We start from the raw sequence: 14,784 nt of genomic DNA on the forward strand, positions 1-14,784 counted from the left end.
TCCGGATGATTTCCTCAAAAAATAAAATTAAATGAAAAAAGAAGTACAGGTACACTCTTTATTTTCAGATTTCGATATATCCCTTTTCAGAGCTGGCAAGCATTATCGGCTTTATGAGAAATTCGGCGCCCACCTAATGGAGGTAAACGGAGAGAAAGGTGTTTACTTCGCGGTTTGGGCCCCTTCGGCAAAAGCGGTCTCGGTAATAGGAGATTTTAATTACTGGATGGAAGGAGAACATCCCCTGAACGTACGCTGGGACGAAAGCGGCATATGGGAAGGATTCATTCCCGGGGTGGAAAAAGGAGCCAAATATAAATACAAGATACAATCCCACAATAATGATATGAAGCTGGAAAAGGCCGATCCTTACGCTCTAAGCTGTGAGCATCCGCCAAACACCGCTTCCATTGTCTGGGACCTGGATTACAAATGGAAAGACAAGAAATACCTTTCTTCACGTAAAAACCAGAATTCACTGGATAAGCCTTTTTCTATTTACGAGGTGCACCTGGGCTCCTGGCGCAGGAATATGGACGAGAACCGCTCCCTCACCTATAAGGAAATGGCAGACGAGCTGGTTTCTTACGTCAAGGAAATGGGCTTTACCCATGTAGAGTTCATGCCTATCATGGAATATCCATACGATCCATCCTGGGGTTACCAGCTGACGGGCTATTTCGCCCCTACTTCGCGCTTTGGTTCTCCACAGGATTTTATGGAACTCATGGATGCCTTCCACAAGGCCGGCATTGGGGTGATCCTGGACTGGGTGCCTTCACATTTTCCTGAAGACAAACATGGCCTTGGCTTATTTGACGGTTCTCACCTCTATGAACATCCAGACCGCAAAAAGGGTTACCATCCCGACTGGAAAAGTCTCATCTTTAACTACGGAAGAAATGAAGTGCGCTCGTTCTTAATTAGTAATGCAGTATTCTGGCTGGATAAATACCATGTGGATGCCTTAAGGGTAGATGCCGTGGCCTCCATGCTTTACCTTGACTATTCGCGAGAAGATGGAGAATGGGAACCTAATGAACACGGCGGAAGGGAGAACCTGGATGCGATAAGCTTCCTGCGCGATCTTAATACCGAGGTCTATAAAAGTTTTGAAGGAGTACAGACCATTGCTGAAGAATCAACCTCTTTCCCTATGGTTTCCAAACCGGTAGACCTGGGAGGTCTTGGTTTTGGGATGAAGTGGATGATGGGATGGATGCACGATACCCTTGAATTCTTTAAAAAAGATCCGATTTATCGCCAGTATCATCACAATGATATCAGCTTTAGTATGACCTATGCCTTTACCGAGAATTTCGTGCTTCCGCTGAGCCACGACGAAGTGGTTTATGGGAAGAAATCAATTCTTGGAAGGATGCCTGGAGATGAATGGCAGAGGTTCGCCAACCTAAGACTTCTATATTCCTATATGTTCACCCATCCCGGCGCGAAACTGCTTTTTATGGGAGGTGAGATTGGCCAGTATGAAGAATGGAATTATAATACCAGCCTCGGCTGGCACCTTCTGGAGTACGAACCTCATCAGGGAGTGAAAAAACTGCTTACCGATCTGAACAAATTATATAAAACCAAACCGGCGCTGCACGAAAAACAATTCTCGGCAGAAGGTTTTGAATGGATCGCCTATGACGACAGCCAGAATTCGGTACTGAGCTATATAAGGAAAGGTGAGGATAAAAAGGAAAAACTCATCGTGGTTTGCAACTTTACCCCAACCATCCTGAAAGAATATAGCATTGGCTTACCGGCTAAAGGAAAGCTGAAAGAGATCTTCAATTCTGATGACAAGAAATACTGGGGATCTGGCATCAAGAACAAACAAATCAAAATAGAAGAAACTGCTTTTCATGGCAGGGATTATTCCGCTAAAATCACCATCCCGCCCCTGGGTGTGGTAGTTTTTGAAATTTTATAAACAACTAAAAAATTATTCCGGAGAATGAACTTCATTTGTAGTTCTCTTTAACGAATGTAAGGCTATGATTACCAATACAGAACTAGAATATAAAGGGGACTTATACCCTACCGCCCTGATATCATTTGAACACGACCAGGACACCATAAGTTTTATCACTAAAAATGGCGTAAGGTTAATGATACAGGTTTTACGCGACAATATGTTGAGGCTGCGATATGCCACCTCAGGGATCTTCGAGGACGATTTTTCTTATGCCGTAGACAAGGATCATCCTCATGGCTTTAACCAGCTTAAGGTTGAGGAGAACGAAACCCATGTGATCATCACCACTGAAAAGTTTATCTGTAAGGTGGCCAGGGATGATATCAGGGTTGGCATGTATGATCTTAACGGAAAACCAATACTCGAAGATGAGCAGGGCTTTCACTGGGAAGAAAGTTTTGAGTTCGGGGGGAACTTCGTGAAAATGAGCAAAACCTCCCGGGACCAGGAAAATTTCTTTGGTCTTGGAGACAAACCCACTAATTTCAACCTGAAAGGAAAAAGGCTTAGTATGTGGAACACAGACCAGTATGCCTACGGGAAAGATACCAATGAACTTTATAAGGCTGTTCCATTTTATATGGGATTGCATAACAACATGAGCTACGGTATCTTTTTCGACAATACCTTTAAAACGCATTTCGATTTTTGCCACGAGCGCAGGAACGTGACCAGCTTCTGGGCAGACGGGGGTGAAATGAACTATTATTTCATCTACGGCCCAGAAATGAACGATGTGCTCACCACCTATACCGATCTAACAGGAAAACCTGAACTTCCGCCCATGTGGGCACTGGGATTCCACCAGTGTAAATGGAGCTATTACCCGGAAAGCAAGGTGAAAGAGATCACCTCAAAGTTCCGCGAGCTTAATTTCCCCTGTGACGCCATCTACCTGGATATAGATTATATGGACGGGTTCCGTTGTTTCACCTGGAACAAGGAATATTTCCCCGATCCAAAAAGAATGGTTTCTGAACTCGAGGAAGACGGATTCAAGACAGTTGCTATCATAGACCCGGGGATCAAGATCGACCTTAGTTATGATATTTTCAAGGAGGCCCTGGAAAAGAACTACTTCTGTCGCCGAGCTGATGGGCCCTATATGCAGGGAAAAGTATGGCCGGGAGAATGTTATTTTCCAGATTTCACCAATCCTGAAGTTAGGGAATGGTGGAGCGGACTCTACCGTGAACTCATAGGTGATATTGGCGTTAAAGGTGTGTGGAACGATATGAACGAACCCGCAGTGATGGAAGTTCCCGGAAAGACCTTCCCTCTGGATGTACGGCATGATTATGATGGGCATCGCTGTAGCCACCGGAAGGCGCATAATATCTACGGGATGCAAATGGCCCGTGCGACCTATGAAGGTGTTAAAAAATATAATTTCCCTAAAAGACCATTTATCATTACCAGGGCCAATTATTCGGGAGGACAGAGATATACTTCTACCTGGACTGGTGATAATATAGCTACCTGGGAACATTTATGGCTGGCCAATGTGCAGATTCAACGACTTTGTTTAAGCGGAATGAGTTTTGCAGGATCAGATATTGGCGGGTTTGCCGAGCAGCCCTCAGGAGAGCTCTATACCCGCTGGATACAGCTGGGTGTTTTCCATCCTTTTTGCCGGGTACATTCTTCGGGAGACCACGGAGAACAGGAGCCATGGTTCTTTGGAGAGGAAGTTCTGGATATCACCAGGAAATACGTGGAATTAAGATACCAGCTTCTGCCGTACCTCTACACGGCTTTCTATCAATATGTACAGGAAGGCATGCCAATCCTAAAACCCCTGGTATATTTTGACCAGCAGGATGTGCAAACGCATTACCGATCTGATGAGTTCATCTTCGGAAACCAGATCCTGGTATGCCCGGTTCAGGAACCAAACGTACAGGGAAGAAGAATGTATATCCCGCGCGGGAAATGGTACAACTTCTGGAACGACAAGCTCATCACCGGAGGTAAGGAAATGTATGTGGATGCGCCATTAGAGACCATCCCAATCTTTATTAAAGAAGGTGCGGTGATACCGAAATACCCGGTGCAGCAATATGTTGACCAGCTGGATATTGAAGAACTCACCCTGGATGTATATTATAAACTGGGTAAGGAGAATTCAGACCTTTATGAAGATGCACACGATGGCTACGAATACAGGCAGAACATCTACAGCCTGCGTACCTTTAAATTAACCGGAAAAGAGGACGAGATCATCCTGCAACAGCATAAAAGCGGGAAATATTCTGCGCCCTATAGTACTCTTAAATTGAAGTTCCATGGACTTCCCTTCGATATTAAACGTGTGTTCTTCGAAAATGAGGAGGTTCCTTTGGAGAAACTTCAATTCAATGCCGAAGAAAAAACCATGATCGTAGATAAGGAATTCGGGGAATTACACCTGGTAGGATAAAACCAGATATGAATTAAAATAAATCAGCCTGTCCGGAGCGATCCAGACAGGCTAATTTTTTTAGGGCAAAAAAATGGTTAAGATTTGTCTTCCATAGATTCTGCGAGGCTATAGCCGAAGAATTTTTTGAAAGAACTGTAAAACAACTTCGGACTCGAAAATCCGGATTTATAGGCGATCTCCATCACATTCATATCTGTATGCTCCATGAGATCCCTGGCGTAGTTAAGCCTGGTAAATTCCATGAAATCCTGGGGAGATAGGTTCACTATGCTCTTTAATTTCATGAATAAGGTATTGCTGCTCATTCCCACGGCAGCACTCAGGTTGTGCACCGTGAAATTCTCATTCTTAATATTCTGAATAATAAGGTCATTTAAGGCCACGATGAACTTTTCATCTTTCTTGCTTCTGAATTTCACTTCAGAATGTGCTATATGCGATTTCACGTATGAATCCCGGATATCCTTCTGCCAGCTTAGGATCTTATTGATCTTTAACATCAGGAAATTAAGGTCGATAGGCTTGGAGATGACCTCGGTGGTTTCATCCAGCTGGATCTCGTCGAACACCTGGTCCTCCTCTGCCACTAGGAAGATATTGATATGGTTTAGACCAATATTGCTCTTCAGCATCTTGGAGAGCTGCACCGCGTTCATATCTGGAAGCAGGCTGGTGGCTATGATGATATCGGGAAAGATCATCCCGGCCTTTTCTATACCTTCTTCTCCGCTGGTCGCCTGGTAGATCTGGCAGTATTTCCCGATACTTCCTGCCAGCATTTCCCTTATTTCGGGATCATTTTCGATGAGCAATACCTTGCTTTCTCCTAAATGGAAAGGTTTTTCTGAAGACACAGGAGTTTGCTCCGGTTCCTTTGCCGGTATTAGACTCTGAGCTTTTAGTATCGCCGCAGCACGTTCCGGCACCTTGCGATATTCATCTTTTTTATTTTTTAGAACCGCGGTAAAAGTTGAGCCTTCGTTCTTTTCGGTCTCATAACTGAAACTTCCTCCCGTGCCCGCAATAAGTTCCTTGGCTTTCAGGATATATCTTAGTCCGCTTTTATCCCTGATCGCCGGCCCGGTATTCAGGCTCCTCTTTTTCTCCAGCACCTTGATATCATTTTCTGGAATCCCCCGGCCGTTATCGGTGATCTGTACCTTAAGGTCGTCTACACTGGTCCCAATGACGTTGATGATAAGCTTTCCTTTTTTGACGGAATATCCCGTGCTGCCCGAGATGAGACTATAGAAAATCTTATCCAGCATTTCGATATTGAAATAGAATTCAGCATCTCCCCAATGATCGTTCACTACCACTTCGAGATCTTTCATCTTATAGATAGGCCGAATATCGTTCATCATTTGCAGGATGTGGGAATGCAAACTTATCCTGGAGATCTCATACACAGATCCCTGGTAATTGAAATTCAGGATCTGGTTAAAAAGATCGTCGAACCTGGCTGCAAACCTTTGCAGATCTTCGGTGTTCCCCGGTTCAGACGTGGCAGAGATCTTGCTTAGGGATTTTACGGCACTTTCTACCGGCTGCTGAAACTCCTTTTTAAGTTGTTCCCTGAGTTCTTCCCGGGCGGCCCTGTCGGCATCCCTGGACCTCTTTACAAATACAACTACGAAGATCACGATCATCGCCAGCACGCTAATTCCCATGAAAAGGTAAACACTGCTGATGGTTCCCGCTACGGCCTCTACATTTATCCTTACAGATTCAGGTTCTGTCCAGGCCGAATCTCCTAGCCTGGCCTTTACTTTAAAATCATAGGACCCGGGCGGCAGGTTGGCATAATTAGCATGGGTAAGCCCTGATGGTTTAGACCAGTCCTCTTCCAGTCCTTCCATTTTCCAGGAGTAAAGAATTCCTTCAGGATCAAGGTGGCTTATACCCGCAAAACTTATCCTGAAGCCCGAATTTTCATCCAGGTTCACCTCAGACTTTTTTCTCAGATTGAAGCTGCTCTTTTCTTTATCCTTTTCTTTCGGAAGGAAAAGCGTTCTCAATTCCAGGCGGGGCTTGAACTCCTTTTGCGCCAGCATGGTCTTGGGTATAAAAATGTTCACCCCCCTGGGGCTGCCCAGGACCAGCGAACCATCTTTCAATCTTGCGAATTCTGTGGTAAGTTCGTTTGTGCTTAACCCATTAAGTTCGGTGTACACCTCAATTTTACCATTATCGGTCTTATAAAAGGCCAGTCCTTTGTCTGTAGCCAGCCAGAAACCATTATCGGCATCCAGGTCCAGGCTGGTGATATTATTTGAAGGCAGGCCATCCTCCCTGGTCAGGTTCTTTAATTCTTCAGATTCAAAATCATAAATGATAAGACCGGCTCCCTTGGTGGCAAAAAAGCCCTGTCCCTGGTGAGAGATCTTGACATCGTTCATCGAATAATAGAGCATCTCGGGGCCGGCATTCAGCTTTTCCAGGTCGGTTATTCTTCCGGAATAAGGATCAAGGGAATGTACACGTGCGCCGGTAGCCACGATGATCTTTTTCGGCCCGAGCTCGGCCATCGCCTGAACGTCCCTTATAGGATATTCCTTTATTATATCTTGAGGCGAGATCCTGGTTAGATATGCCTTCTCACTGCCTACCCAAACATTGTTTTTTGCATCTACAAAAAGTGTACTGGCAGAACGAATACCTGTTTTATTAAGAGCGTCTACCGAGTAATGCGCTCTTTTGAGCGTATGAATATTGATCTTATACACCCCATCGTTGGCCGTTGCCACCCACATATGTTCACCAGTTGAGGCGAGGCCTGTGATCTCGTCGGGCTTATTAAAACTATGGCGATAATTCAGGTTTTTGATATGCCTCCAGCGGTTGGATGTCGTATTCCAGATACTCAATCCCTTAGCCGTACCAAACCAGATATTGGCTTCAGCATCCTCTTTGGCGGCCACTACAAAATCGTCACTCAGGCTGGAATATTTGGTTTCGTCGTTTTTAAGAGTTTTAACCGCCAGGCCTGAAAAATTCTGTAGGTACAGGCCCTGCGATGCTACCATCCAGAGAAGATTCTGGGAATTGAGGTCAAGCTTATAGATATTGTCGGGATAATCTATATTGCTTTCCACCGGCGCCAAACGGTCGTTCAACCTTAGGACTCCTGCACCCTTGGTGGCAATAATTACCTCATCATTGAACCTTTCGAGGTCGGTTATTTCATTCTGTGAAAATTCCCAGGGAACAGAGCTGAGTTTCTCTATTTTTCTTAGATCTGCATGCAGACGGTACAGCCCCCTTTCCTTCGTTCCTATCAGGACCTCATTATCCAAGGCCAGCATGCTGCTGATTTGAAGGTCCTGATAATAGCCCATATCAATCTTGCTGAATTTCCCCGATCTCCTGTTTATTGTGAGAATGCCGTTGGGACCGCCAAAAATGACCTGATCATTGAAAATTACGATATCAGCAGCCATGGTGTTTTCTGAAAGGAAACGGGAAATACCGAAATCTTTCTTTTTCTCATCAATATTGAGCTTGAAGATCCCATTTTCAGCAGCGATCCATAATTGTTTTCCGGCGTCCTCTTTAAGCGCATAGATGTTCCCGGTGATATCACTCACAAATTCGAAACTATCCAGGCTGGCATTATAAATGGCCAATCCGTGGTTTCCGGCCAGCCAGATCTTATTTTCTGAATCTGTATAAGTGAATTTGTATACTTTGCCTATCTCTTTAGGTATCCCCCGGAATTTATTAAAATCTTCTATCCTTATGGAATTATACCTCATCACCTGCATCGGGGTGGTGATCCAAAGCTCATCCCCTTGGTCCTGCTGGATGTGTACCTGCTCGGCTTTGATAAATGGTTCAACAGCCTCAATTCTTTTAACTGAATTTGCATTCTGCCCGATAAGATTACCGGTGATCCCGATCAAGATTATGACCGAAAACAGAACCCTAAATTTAAAATGCCCCAAATCTCAAATTTTTTGTAGTAATAGCAGTGATAATTTAGGAATTATCGGATTCACAAACCTCTGTTTACTAGTTTTTTAGAAGGCATTTATCAATACGATATCAACAAAATAAAGAAAGAATTTTCATACAAAGAAAAAGGAAGGAGAAACAAAAAAGGCTAACTAATATACCAACGCATATTTAGCTAGCCTTCCGGCTAATCGTTTTACCGATTAACAACATTATAAAGGTACGAATCGTATTTTTTATTTCAAACCGTTCCCAGACCAAAGACAAAAAATACAGGTTTTCCTGTAGGAATTAATCTTCCTTATTCCGGCCATTCTGTACCATCCGATTGACCACCAGGATCAAAATGAGACATACAACAGCAAAAAACAGTATGATCCCAGTTCCTAGAGACCAATTGACCAGTGGAAAAAATGAGAGTGAATTCATGATCTAAGATTTTGTGATTAGCATTGGTTTATGGCATTCGTATTCAGAACTAACCTGTTCTGTTTGTTGTTTTGGCGAAACGTAGGGAATACCGAGGCCCAGTCCGCGTAATATGAACATTATGGCCATTAGTCCTACAAAGACCGGTACCAGTCGCCGAATATATTTCCTGCTTTTAACTGAAATGATATTGCTCAGCCAGATAGCACTGGTCATTAACGGTATGGTTCCTACTCCAAAAAGAAGCATGTAAAAGCTTCCCTGCAAGGCATTCCCCGAGGCGATGGCTCCAAACACGGCAATGTACACCAGCCCGCAGGGTAAAAAGCCATTCAGGAAACCTACGCTATAAAATGTATCGGGGCTCTTCTTTTTCAACTCCTTTCCTAACCTGTTTTTGAGCACGCCTGCTAATTTGAATCCCCCTTTTTCAGGATCGAGCTTTCCTAATTTGCGTTTGGGTATTAGTACCAGGATAAGCATGATTACCCCAATGATTATGGAAAGCTGCTGTTGCAGGCCAAATAAGCCCAGGCTTTTACCTAACAGGCCAGAGGCCAGGCCAATAATAGCATAGGCAGTTAGCCGGCCAGCATGATAAAGGAAGATCTGCAATAACCTCCTGGACCTATTAAGCCTGTCTAATGGCAATAAAAATGCTATAGGTCCGCACATCCCAATGCAATGGAAACTTCCTAACAATCCGAATATGATGGCCGAGAAAAACATCTAATAAAGTATCTCTTTTTTGAACAGATATTCCTTTCCGTGCTCCTGCCAGCGAACCTTCAGGTTCCACCTGCCCGCAATCATTTGATCATCGGGAGCCAGCAGCCTGTTGTTCTCTATTTCAGAAAAAGGAATCACAAAATCCAGCTTCTTACTGGAAGGCCTGTAAAAGCTTACCGTTCCCTCCAATTCTGCCAGGTTCATAGTTTCAGGAAATTTCAGGATAAGTTTGTTCCCATCTCTATATACTTCAATACCCTCCTCAAGCGCGAGAGCATTTTTTTCGGCGTCGATGTCCTGCTGATAATGCAACTCTTCACGATAATAGTCCTCTACTACCAAATCGTGGTCATAATCTGTACTGCTCATCATGGTCACCACGAAATACATGATGAAAGAAATGAACGCCAGCATCCCAATGACCAATCCCGTTCCCCAATTTATCTTCATGATTTTTAATTTTTAGTTATAGCTTCTTGGACCTAAAAAGGTGGTCCCGGTGGTTTCTATCAAATCATCACTGCTGTAAATAGCGATCCTTATCTTATCTTTTTCGTTTTCCAGCGCTGCACGGTCTATCTCGACGAATAAAGTCCCCTCTACAAGTCCGTTGGCCGGAACTACGATAGAAGACTTTACCGTATGAACGCTCCCATCGTGAGATTGTAACCTGAACTGCACATTCTCAAAATCCTTGGAGGTCTTATTAATTAGCTTGTAGGTGTATACATTACTTATAATGTTATTTTCCTTATGCTCATAAAGCTGTCCCGGAAGCCTTAGGATATTGGCTTCTATATCACTTCTTAGAAAGAGCATCCCGCTAAGTACCGAAATCAGAATAAAAAGCACCGCGGCATATCCCTTTAGTCTGGGCGTGAGCCTGAACCTGGATTTCTGTTCGATGTTCTCTTCACTGGCATACCTTATAAGCCCACGGGGAAAATCAACGGCGTCCATCATCTTATTACAGGCATCTATACAGGCCGTACAATTCACACATTCAAGCTGGGTTCCATGGCGAATATCAATCCCGGTTGGGCAAACCTGTACGCATTGCGAACAATCTATACAATCACCTTTACCACTGGCTGCCCTATCTTCATTCTTTCTGAATTTGGCGCGCCCCTTTTCCTTTTCTCCCCGCTTGTTATCATAGGCGACCACGATAGATCTGTTATCCAAAAGCACTCCCTGAAGCCTTCCATAGGGACAGGCGATGATACACACCTGTTCCCGAAACCAGGCAAAGACAAAATAGAAGATTCCAGTAAAAATGAGTAAAGAAACCAGGGTGCTCAAATGGGCCAGGGGACCTTCTTTAATGAACATTAACAGGCGGTCACTGCCTATCAAATAGGCAAGAAACACATTCGCTATCAGGAAGGAGATGATGAAAAATAGGGTCCATTTAAGTCCTTTCTTTTTGATCTTTTCAGCATTCCATTCCTGTTTATCCAGGCGCATCTGTTTTCCCCTGTCTCCTTCTATCCAGTATTCAATTCTTCTGAAAACCATTTCCATAAAAATGGTCTGTGGACATATCCACCCACAAAAGATCCTTCCGAAGGCAACCGTAAAAAGTACCACGAAGACCACCCCGATGAGCATCATCAAAACGAAAAGATAAAAATCCTGTGGCCAGAAGATCTTTCCGAAGATATGGAACCTACGTTCCAGCACATTGAACATGAGGAACTGGTTACCATCGATGCTGATAAAAGGAGCCGTGAAAAGAAAAGCCAATAATATATAGCTAACCCATTTTCTATACCGGTACAATTTACCTTCCGGCATTTTAGGGTAGACCCAGGATCGCTTACCTTCTGATGTAAGCGTCCCTATACTATCTCTGAATTTTTCGTGACCCTGTTTATCCACAATATTTATTCTTCAGCTTCTTCGTAATCCATTTGGATGTCTACGGAAGTAGAATCTTTCATCTCCACCTCTACCTCATCTATCCTGGCATCGGGATCCACCCAAAGTTCTCCCTGGGGTTCTTTGGGTTCTGCCGGAGTAGTACCATGCAGGCTAAGCACGTAACTGGAGACCTGGGCGATCTCTTCAGGATTGAGATCGGTTTTCCAGGCCACCATTCCTTTCCCGGCACGACCTCCTTCAGAAATGGTATTGAAAACATTCTTTATCCCACCTCCCAGGATCCAGTAAGAATCGGTAAGGTTCGGGCCAATTCCACCGCCGCCATCAATTTTATGGCAGGCTGCACAATTACCCGAGAAAATAGCCTTCCCGGCCTTGATATCTTCTTCCCCGGTTAGTATCTCAACGGTATTGGCATCAATAAGGCCTTTTGCGTTCTTTTTATATTCCTCCACCGCAGCGCGGGCTTCGGCAACTTCTACCAGGTATTCTTCCTTCTGGGTTGGCCCGTCGAAAATATGATACCTGGCAAGATAGATGCCTGCAAAGATGATACTCACATAAAAGCCATACAGCCACCATGGCGGGAGGTTATTGTCCAGTTCCTTGATACCATCATAATTATGGTCCAGGATGATCTCCTCCTCTTTTTCGATAGGTTTCTTGTCCAGAAGTTTATCGTAAGCCTTTTTTATCCAGCCAAAACGATCCTGTTTTTTTGCTTGCAGGATCCGGTCATATTCAACCCGGGCTTCTGGTTTCAGGGATAAATACAGGGTTCGTTCCAGCGCCGCCACCGATACTTCTATAGCGATCCCGGTCAGCAAGGCGACCCCAAGGATAAGCCAGAAGATGGGATAAACTTCAAAAACAGATTTATCTCCTGTTTCCAGGGTTGCTTCCGCCAGAAGAATAGCCAGGGCGATAAAACCAGATATTCTTAAGAATGCATAAACTCTTTTCATGATTTGCTTTCTTTTAGGTTATTATCTATACACGTATTCTCTTCCAGCTCTAGTGGAATATCACTTACTTTCCTGATATATTCTTTTTTGGCGGTGATCACCCACCAGAACAGGGCGGTAAAAAAAATAAAGAAGATGAACAGGGAGATGATAGGATAGATCTCGACCCCTTCAATACTTTCTAACGGACCTTTTACGAATTTCAACATGATCTTAATATTTAGTTAGTTGAGGCTTGTTTTAAATCATCGGCTTTAATGTCGGTTCCCAGCCTTTGCAGATAAGCGATAAGGGCTACGATCTCACGATCACGCATTTCGACGAATTCCTGCCCGTTTTCCTGGGCATACTTCTTATCGGCTTCATAACTGGTGACAAAATCGGGATCGGAATAAAGATTTTTCTCTATCTGGGTTCCCTGCTCGCTCATCCATGCCTGGGCCCTTTCGATCTCTTCATCGGTATAAGGAACCCCAAGAGTCTGCATGGCTCGCATTTTATTTTCGGTATCAGATTTATCCAGCTCATCCTGGACCAGCCATTTGTAGGAAGGCATAATGGAGCCAGAAGAAGTACTTTGCGGATCGTACATATGGTTAAGGTGCCAGTTATCGGAATATTTCTCTCCCACACGATGCAGGTCTGGCCCTGTTCTTTTACTTCCCCACAGGAACGGGAAATCAAACCTGTATTCACCTGCCTTTGAATATTCCCCATAACGTTCCACCTCGCTTCTAAATGGTCTTACCATTTGTGAATGGCAAGACACACAGCCTTCGCGGATGTAAATATCGCGGCCTTCAAGTTCCAGGGGCGTATAAGGTTTCACGCTGGAGATCACGGGAACATATTCATCTACCATAAGGGAAGGTATGATCTGTACCAGGCCTCCAATAAGAATAGCGATAGTGGCGAAGATGGTAAGTTTAACCGGTCTTCTTTCCAACCAGCTGTGGTAGGCTTCCCCAGCCGTTCTTTTTTTGGTTACAGGCTGCAGCGCTGCCGCTTCGGCAAGCTCATCTTCTACCTTACTTCCCTGGCGGGCAGTTTTCACAATATTGTAAAGCATTACGAATGCTCCTAGAATATATAAGCTACCTCCAATGGCTCTCATCCAGTACATAGGGATGATCTGGGTTACCGTTTCCAGGAAGTTCCCGTAAGTAAGGGTACCATCTGGGTTGAATTGCTTCCACATAGAAGCCTGAACGAACCCGGCCACATACATTGGTAAAGCATAGATTATGATCCCTAAGGTTCCCATCCAGAAGTGGGTATTGGCAAGTTTGGCAGACCATAATTTGGTCTTGAACAGTCGTGGAACCAGCCAGTACACCATTCCGAAGGTCATAAACCCATTCCAGGCTAGAGCGCCAACATGAACGTGAGCAATGATCCAGTCACTAAAGTGAGCGATCGCATTCACATTTTTCAGCGACAGCATGGGACCTTCAAAAGTGGCCATCCCGTAGCCGGTAATCGCCACCACCATGAATTTTAAAACAGGATCTACTCTAACCTTATCCCAGGCTCCTCTTAAAGTAAGCAGACCGTTGATCATTCCTCCCCAAGAAGGGAACAATAACATTACAGAAAAGGCCACCCCAAGGTTTTGAGCCCAGTCTGGCAGGGCGGTGTAAAGCAAATGGTGAGGTCCTGCCCAGATGTAGATAAAGATGAGCGACCAGAAGTGGATAATCGAAAGTCGGTAAGAATATACCGGTCTGTTCGCTGCCTTTGGAACAAAATAGTACATCAATCCCAGGAAAGGTGTGGTAAGGAAAAAAGCCACGGCATTATGCCCATACCACCACTGGACAAGGGCGTCCTGCACTCCTGAATAGAACGAATAACTCTTCAAGGCCGAAACCGGGATCTCGATATTATTGAAGATATGCAGAACCGCGACCGTTACGAAAGTGGCCAGGTAGAACCAGATGGCCACATAGAGATGACGCTGCCTCCTTTTGATCATGGTGCCAATAAGGTTGGCTCCAAATGCCACCCAGATAATAGCGATGGCGATATCAAAGGGCCATTCAAGCTCGGCGTATTCTTTAGAGGAAGTAAAACCCAAAGGCAGGGTAATGGCCGCACCAATGATGATCAGCTGCCAGCCCCAGAAATTAATGTTACTAAGGGCATCACTCCACATACGGGCTTTTAAAAGTCGCTGGGTAGAATAATAGATACCGGCGAAAAGCGCATTCCCTACAAATGCAAAAATAACTGCGTTGGTGTGCAGTGGCCTCAATCTCCCAAAACTAAGCCAGGAGATACCCTCGGTCACATTCGGAAAAATAAACATAAAGGCGAGCAACAGGCCAACGCTCATTCCTATAATGCCCCAGAACATAGTGGCAATTATAAATTTCTTTACGATCTTATTATCGTAATAAAATTGCTGTACTTCCATA

The 14,784-nt window shown here is 44.4% G+C and carries 9 protein-coding genes; 2 read left to right on the plus strand and 7 right to left on the minus strand.

Annotated elements, in window-relative coordinates:
* The first annotated feature begins 31 nt into the window (after positions 1 to 31).
* Positions 32 to 1,939, plus strand: coding sequence for a 1,4-alpha-glucan branching protein GlgB (gene glgB, locus FLP08_RS10810; RefSeq protein ID WP_156276760.1), 1,908 nt, complete (start codon positions 32 to 34; stop codon positions 1,937 to 1,939).
* Positions 1,940 to 2,003: 64 nt separating this feature from the next.
* Positions 2,004 to 4,403, plus strand: a complete 2,400-nt coding sequence (locus FLP08_RS10815) for a glycoside hydrolase family 31 protein (RefSeq protein WP_156276761.1) — start codon at positions 2,004 to 2,006, stop codon at positions 4,401 to 4,403.
* 77 nt (positions 4,404 to 4,480) lie between these two features.
* Here FLP08_RS10815 and FLP08_RS10820 read toward each other — a convergent pair whose 3' ends face one another.
* From FLP08_RS10820 to ccoN, 7 genes are all read right to left on the minus strand, one after another.
* Positions 4,481 to 8,308: a helix-turn-helix domain-containing protein gene (locus FLP08_RS10820; protein ID WP_162431033.1), complete on the minus strand. Its 3,828-nt coding sequence runs from the start codon at positions 8,306 to 8,308 to the stop codon at positions 4,481 to 4,483.
* A gap of 484 nt (positions 8,309 to 8,792) precedes the next feature.
* Positions 8,793 to 9,518: a sulfite exporter TauE/SafE family protein gene (locus FLP08_RS10825; protein ID WP_156276763.1), complete on the minus strand. Its 726-nt coding sequence runs from the start codon at positions 9,516 to 9,518 to the stop codon at positions 8,793 to 8,795.
* A complete protein-coding gene (locus FLP08_RS10830; protein ID WP_156276764.1) occupies positions 9,519 to 9,968 on the minus strand; it encodes a FixH family protein in 450 nt (149 codons plus the stop codon).
* Positions 9,969 to 9,980: 12 nt separating this feature from the next.
* Positions 9,981 to 11,399 (minus strand): cytochrome c oxidase accessory protein CcoG, encoded by a 1,419-nt coding sequence (gene ccoG / locus FLP08_RS10835; protein ID WP_162431034.1) that lies wholly within the window; start codon positions 11,397 to 11,399, stop codon positions 9,981 to 9,983.
* A gap of 5 nt (positions 11,400 to 11,404) precedes the next feature.
* Complete coding sequence (locus FLP08_RS10840; RefSeq protein WP_156276765.1) at positions 11,405 to 12,367, minus strand: cbb3-type cytochrome c oxidase N-terminal domain-containing protein; 963 nt, start codon at positions 12,365 to 12,367, stop codon at positions 11,405 to 11,407.
* Positions 12,364 to 12,576, minus strand: coding sequence for a CcoQ/FixQ family Cbb3-type cytochrome c oxidase assembly chaperone (locus FLP08_RS10845; RefSeq protein WP_156276766.1), 213 nt, complete (start codon positions 12,574 to 12,576; stop codon positions 12,364 to 12,366). The genes FLP08_RS10840 and FLP08_RS10845 overlap by 4 nt, the downstream gene beginning before the upstream one ends.
* A gap of 11 nt (positions 12,577 to 12,587) precedes the next feature.
* Entirely contained in the window at positions 12,588 to 14,783 is a 2,196-nt protein-coding gene (gene ccoN / locus FLP08_RS10850; RefSeq protein ID WP_156276767.1) for a cytochrome-c oxidase, cbb3-type subunit I, read from the minus strand.
* Between the last annotated feature and the right edge of the window lies 1 nt (position 14,784).

Source organism: Christiangramia aestuarii (assembly GCF_009735585.1).
GTDB classification, from domain to species: Bacteria; Bacteroidota; Bacteroidia; order Flavobacteriales; family Flavobacteriaceae; genus Christiangramia; species Christiangramia aestuarii.

Bases quoted from the DNA above. Each gene is read 5' to 3' on its own strand.
- FLP08_RS10840 (WP_156276765.1), bottom strand. From the start codon at position 12,367: ATGAAAAGAGTTTATGCATTCTTAAGAATATCTGGTTTTATCGCCCTG.
- FLP08_RS10845 (WP_156276766.1), bottom strand. From the start codon at position 12,576: ATGTTGAAATTCGTAAAAGGTCCGTTAGAAAGTATTGAAGGGGTCGAG.
- FLP08_RS10830 (WP_156276764.1), bottom strand. From the start codon at position 9,968: ATGAAGATAAATTGGGGAACGGGATTGGTCATTGGGATGCTGGCGTTC.
- FLP08_RS10815 (WP_156276761.1), top strand. From the start codon at position 2,004: ATGATTACCAATACAGAACTAGAATATAAAGGGGACTTATACCCTACC.
- glgB (WP_156276760.1), top strand. From the start codon at position 32: ATGAAAAAAGAAGTACAGGTACACTCTTTATTTTCAGATTTCGATATA.
- FLP08_RS10825 (WP_156276763.1), bottom strand. From the start codon at position 9,518: ATGTTTTTCTCGGCCATCATATTCGGATTGTTAGGAAGTTTCCATTGC.
- ccoN (WP_156276767.1), bottom strand. From the start codon at position 14,783: ATGGAAGTACAGCAATTTTATTACGATAATAAGATCGTAAAGAAATTT.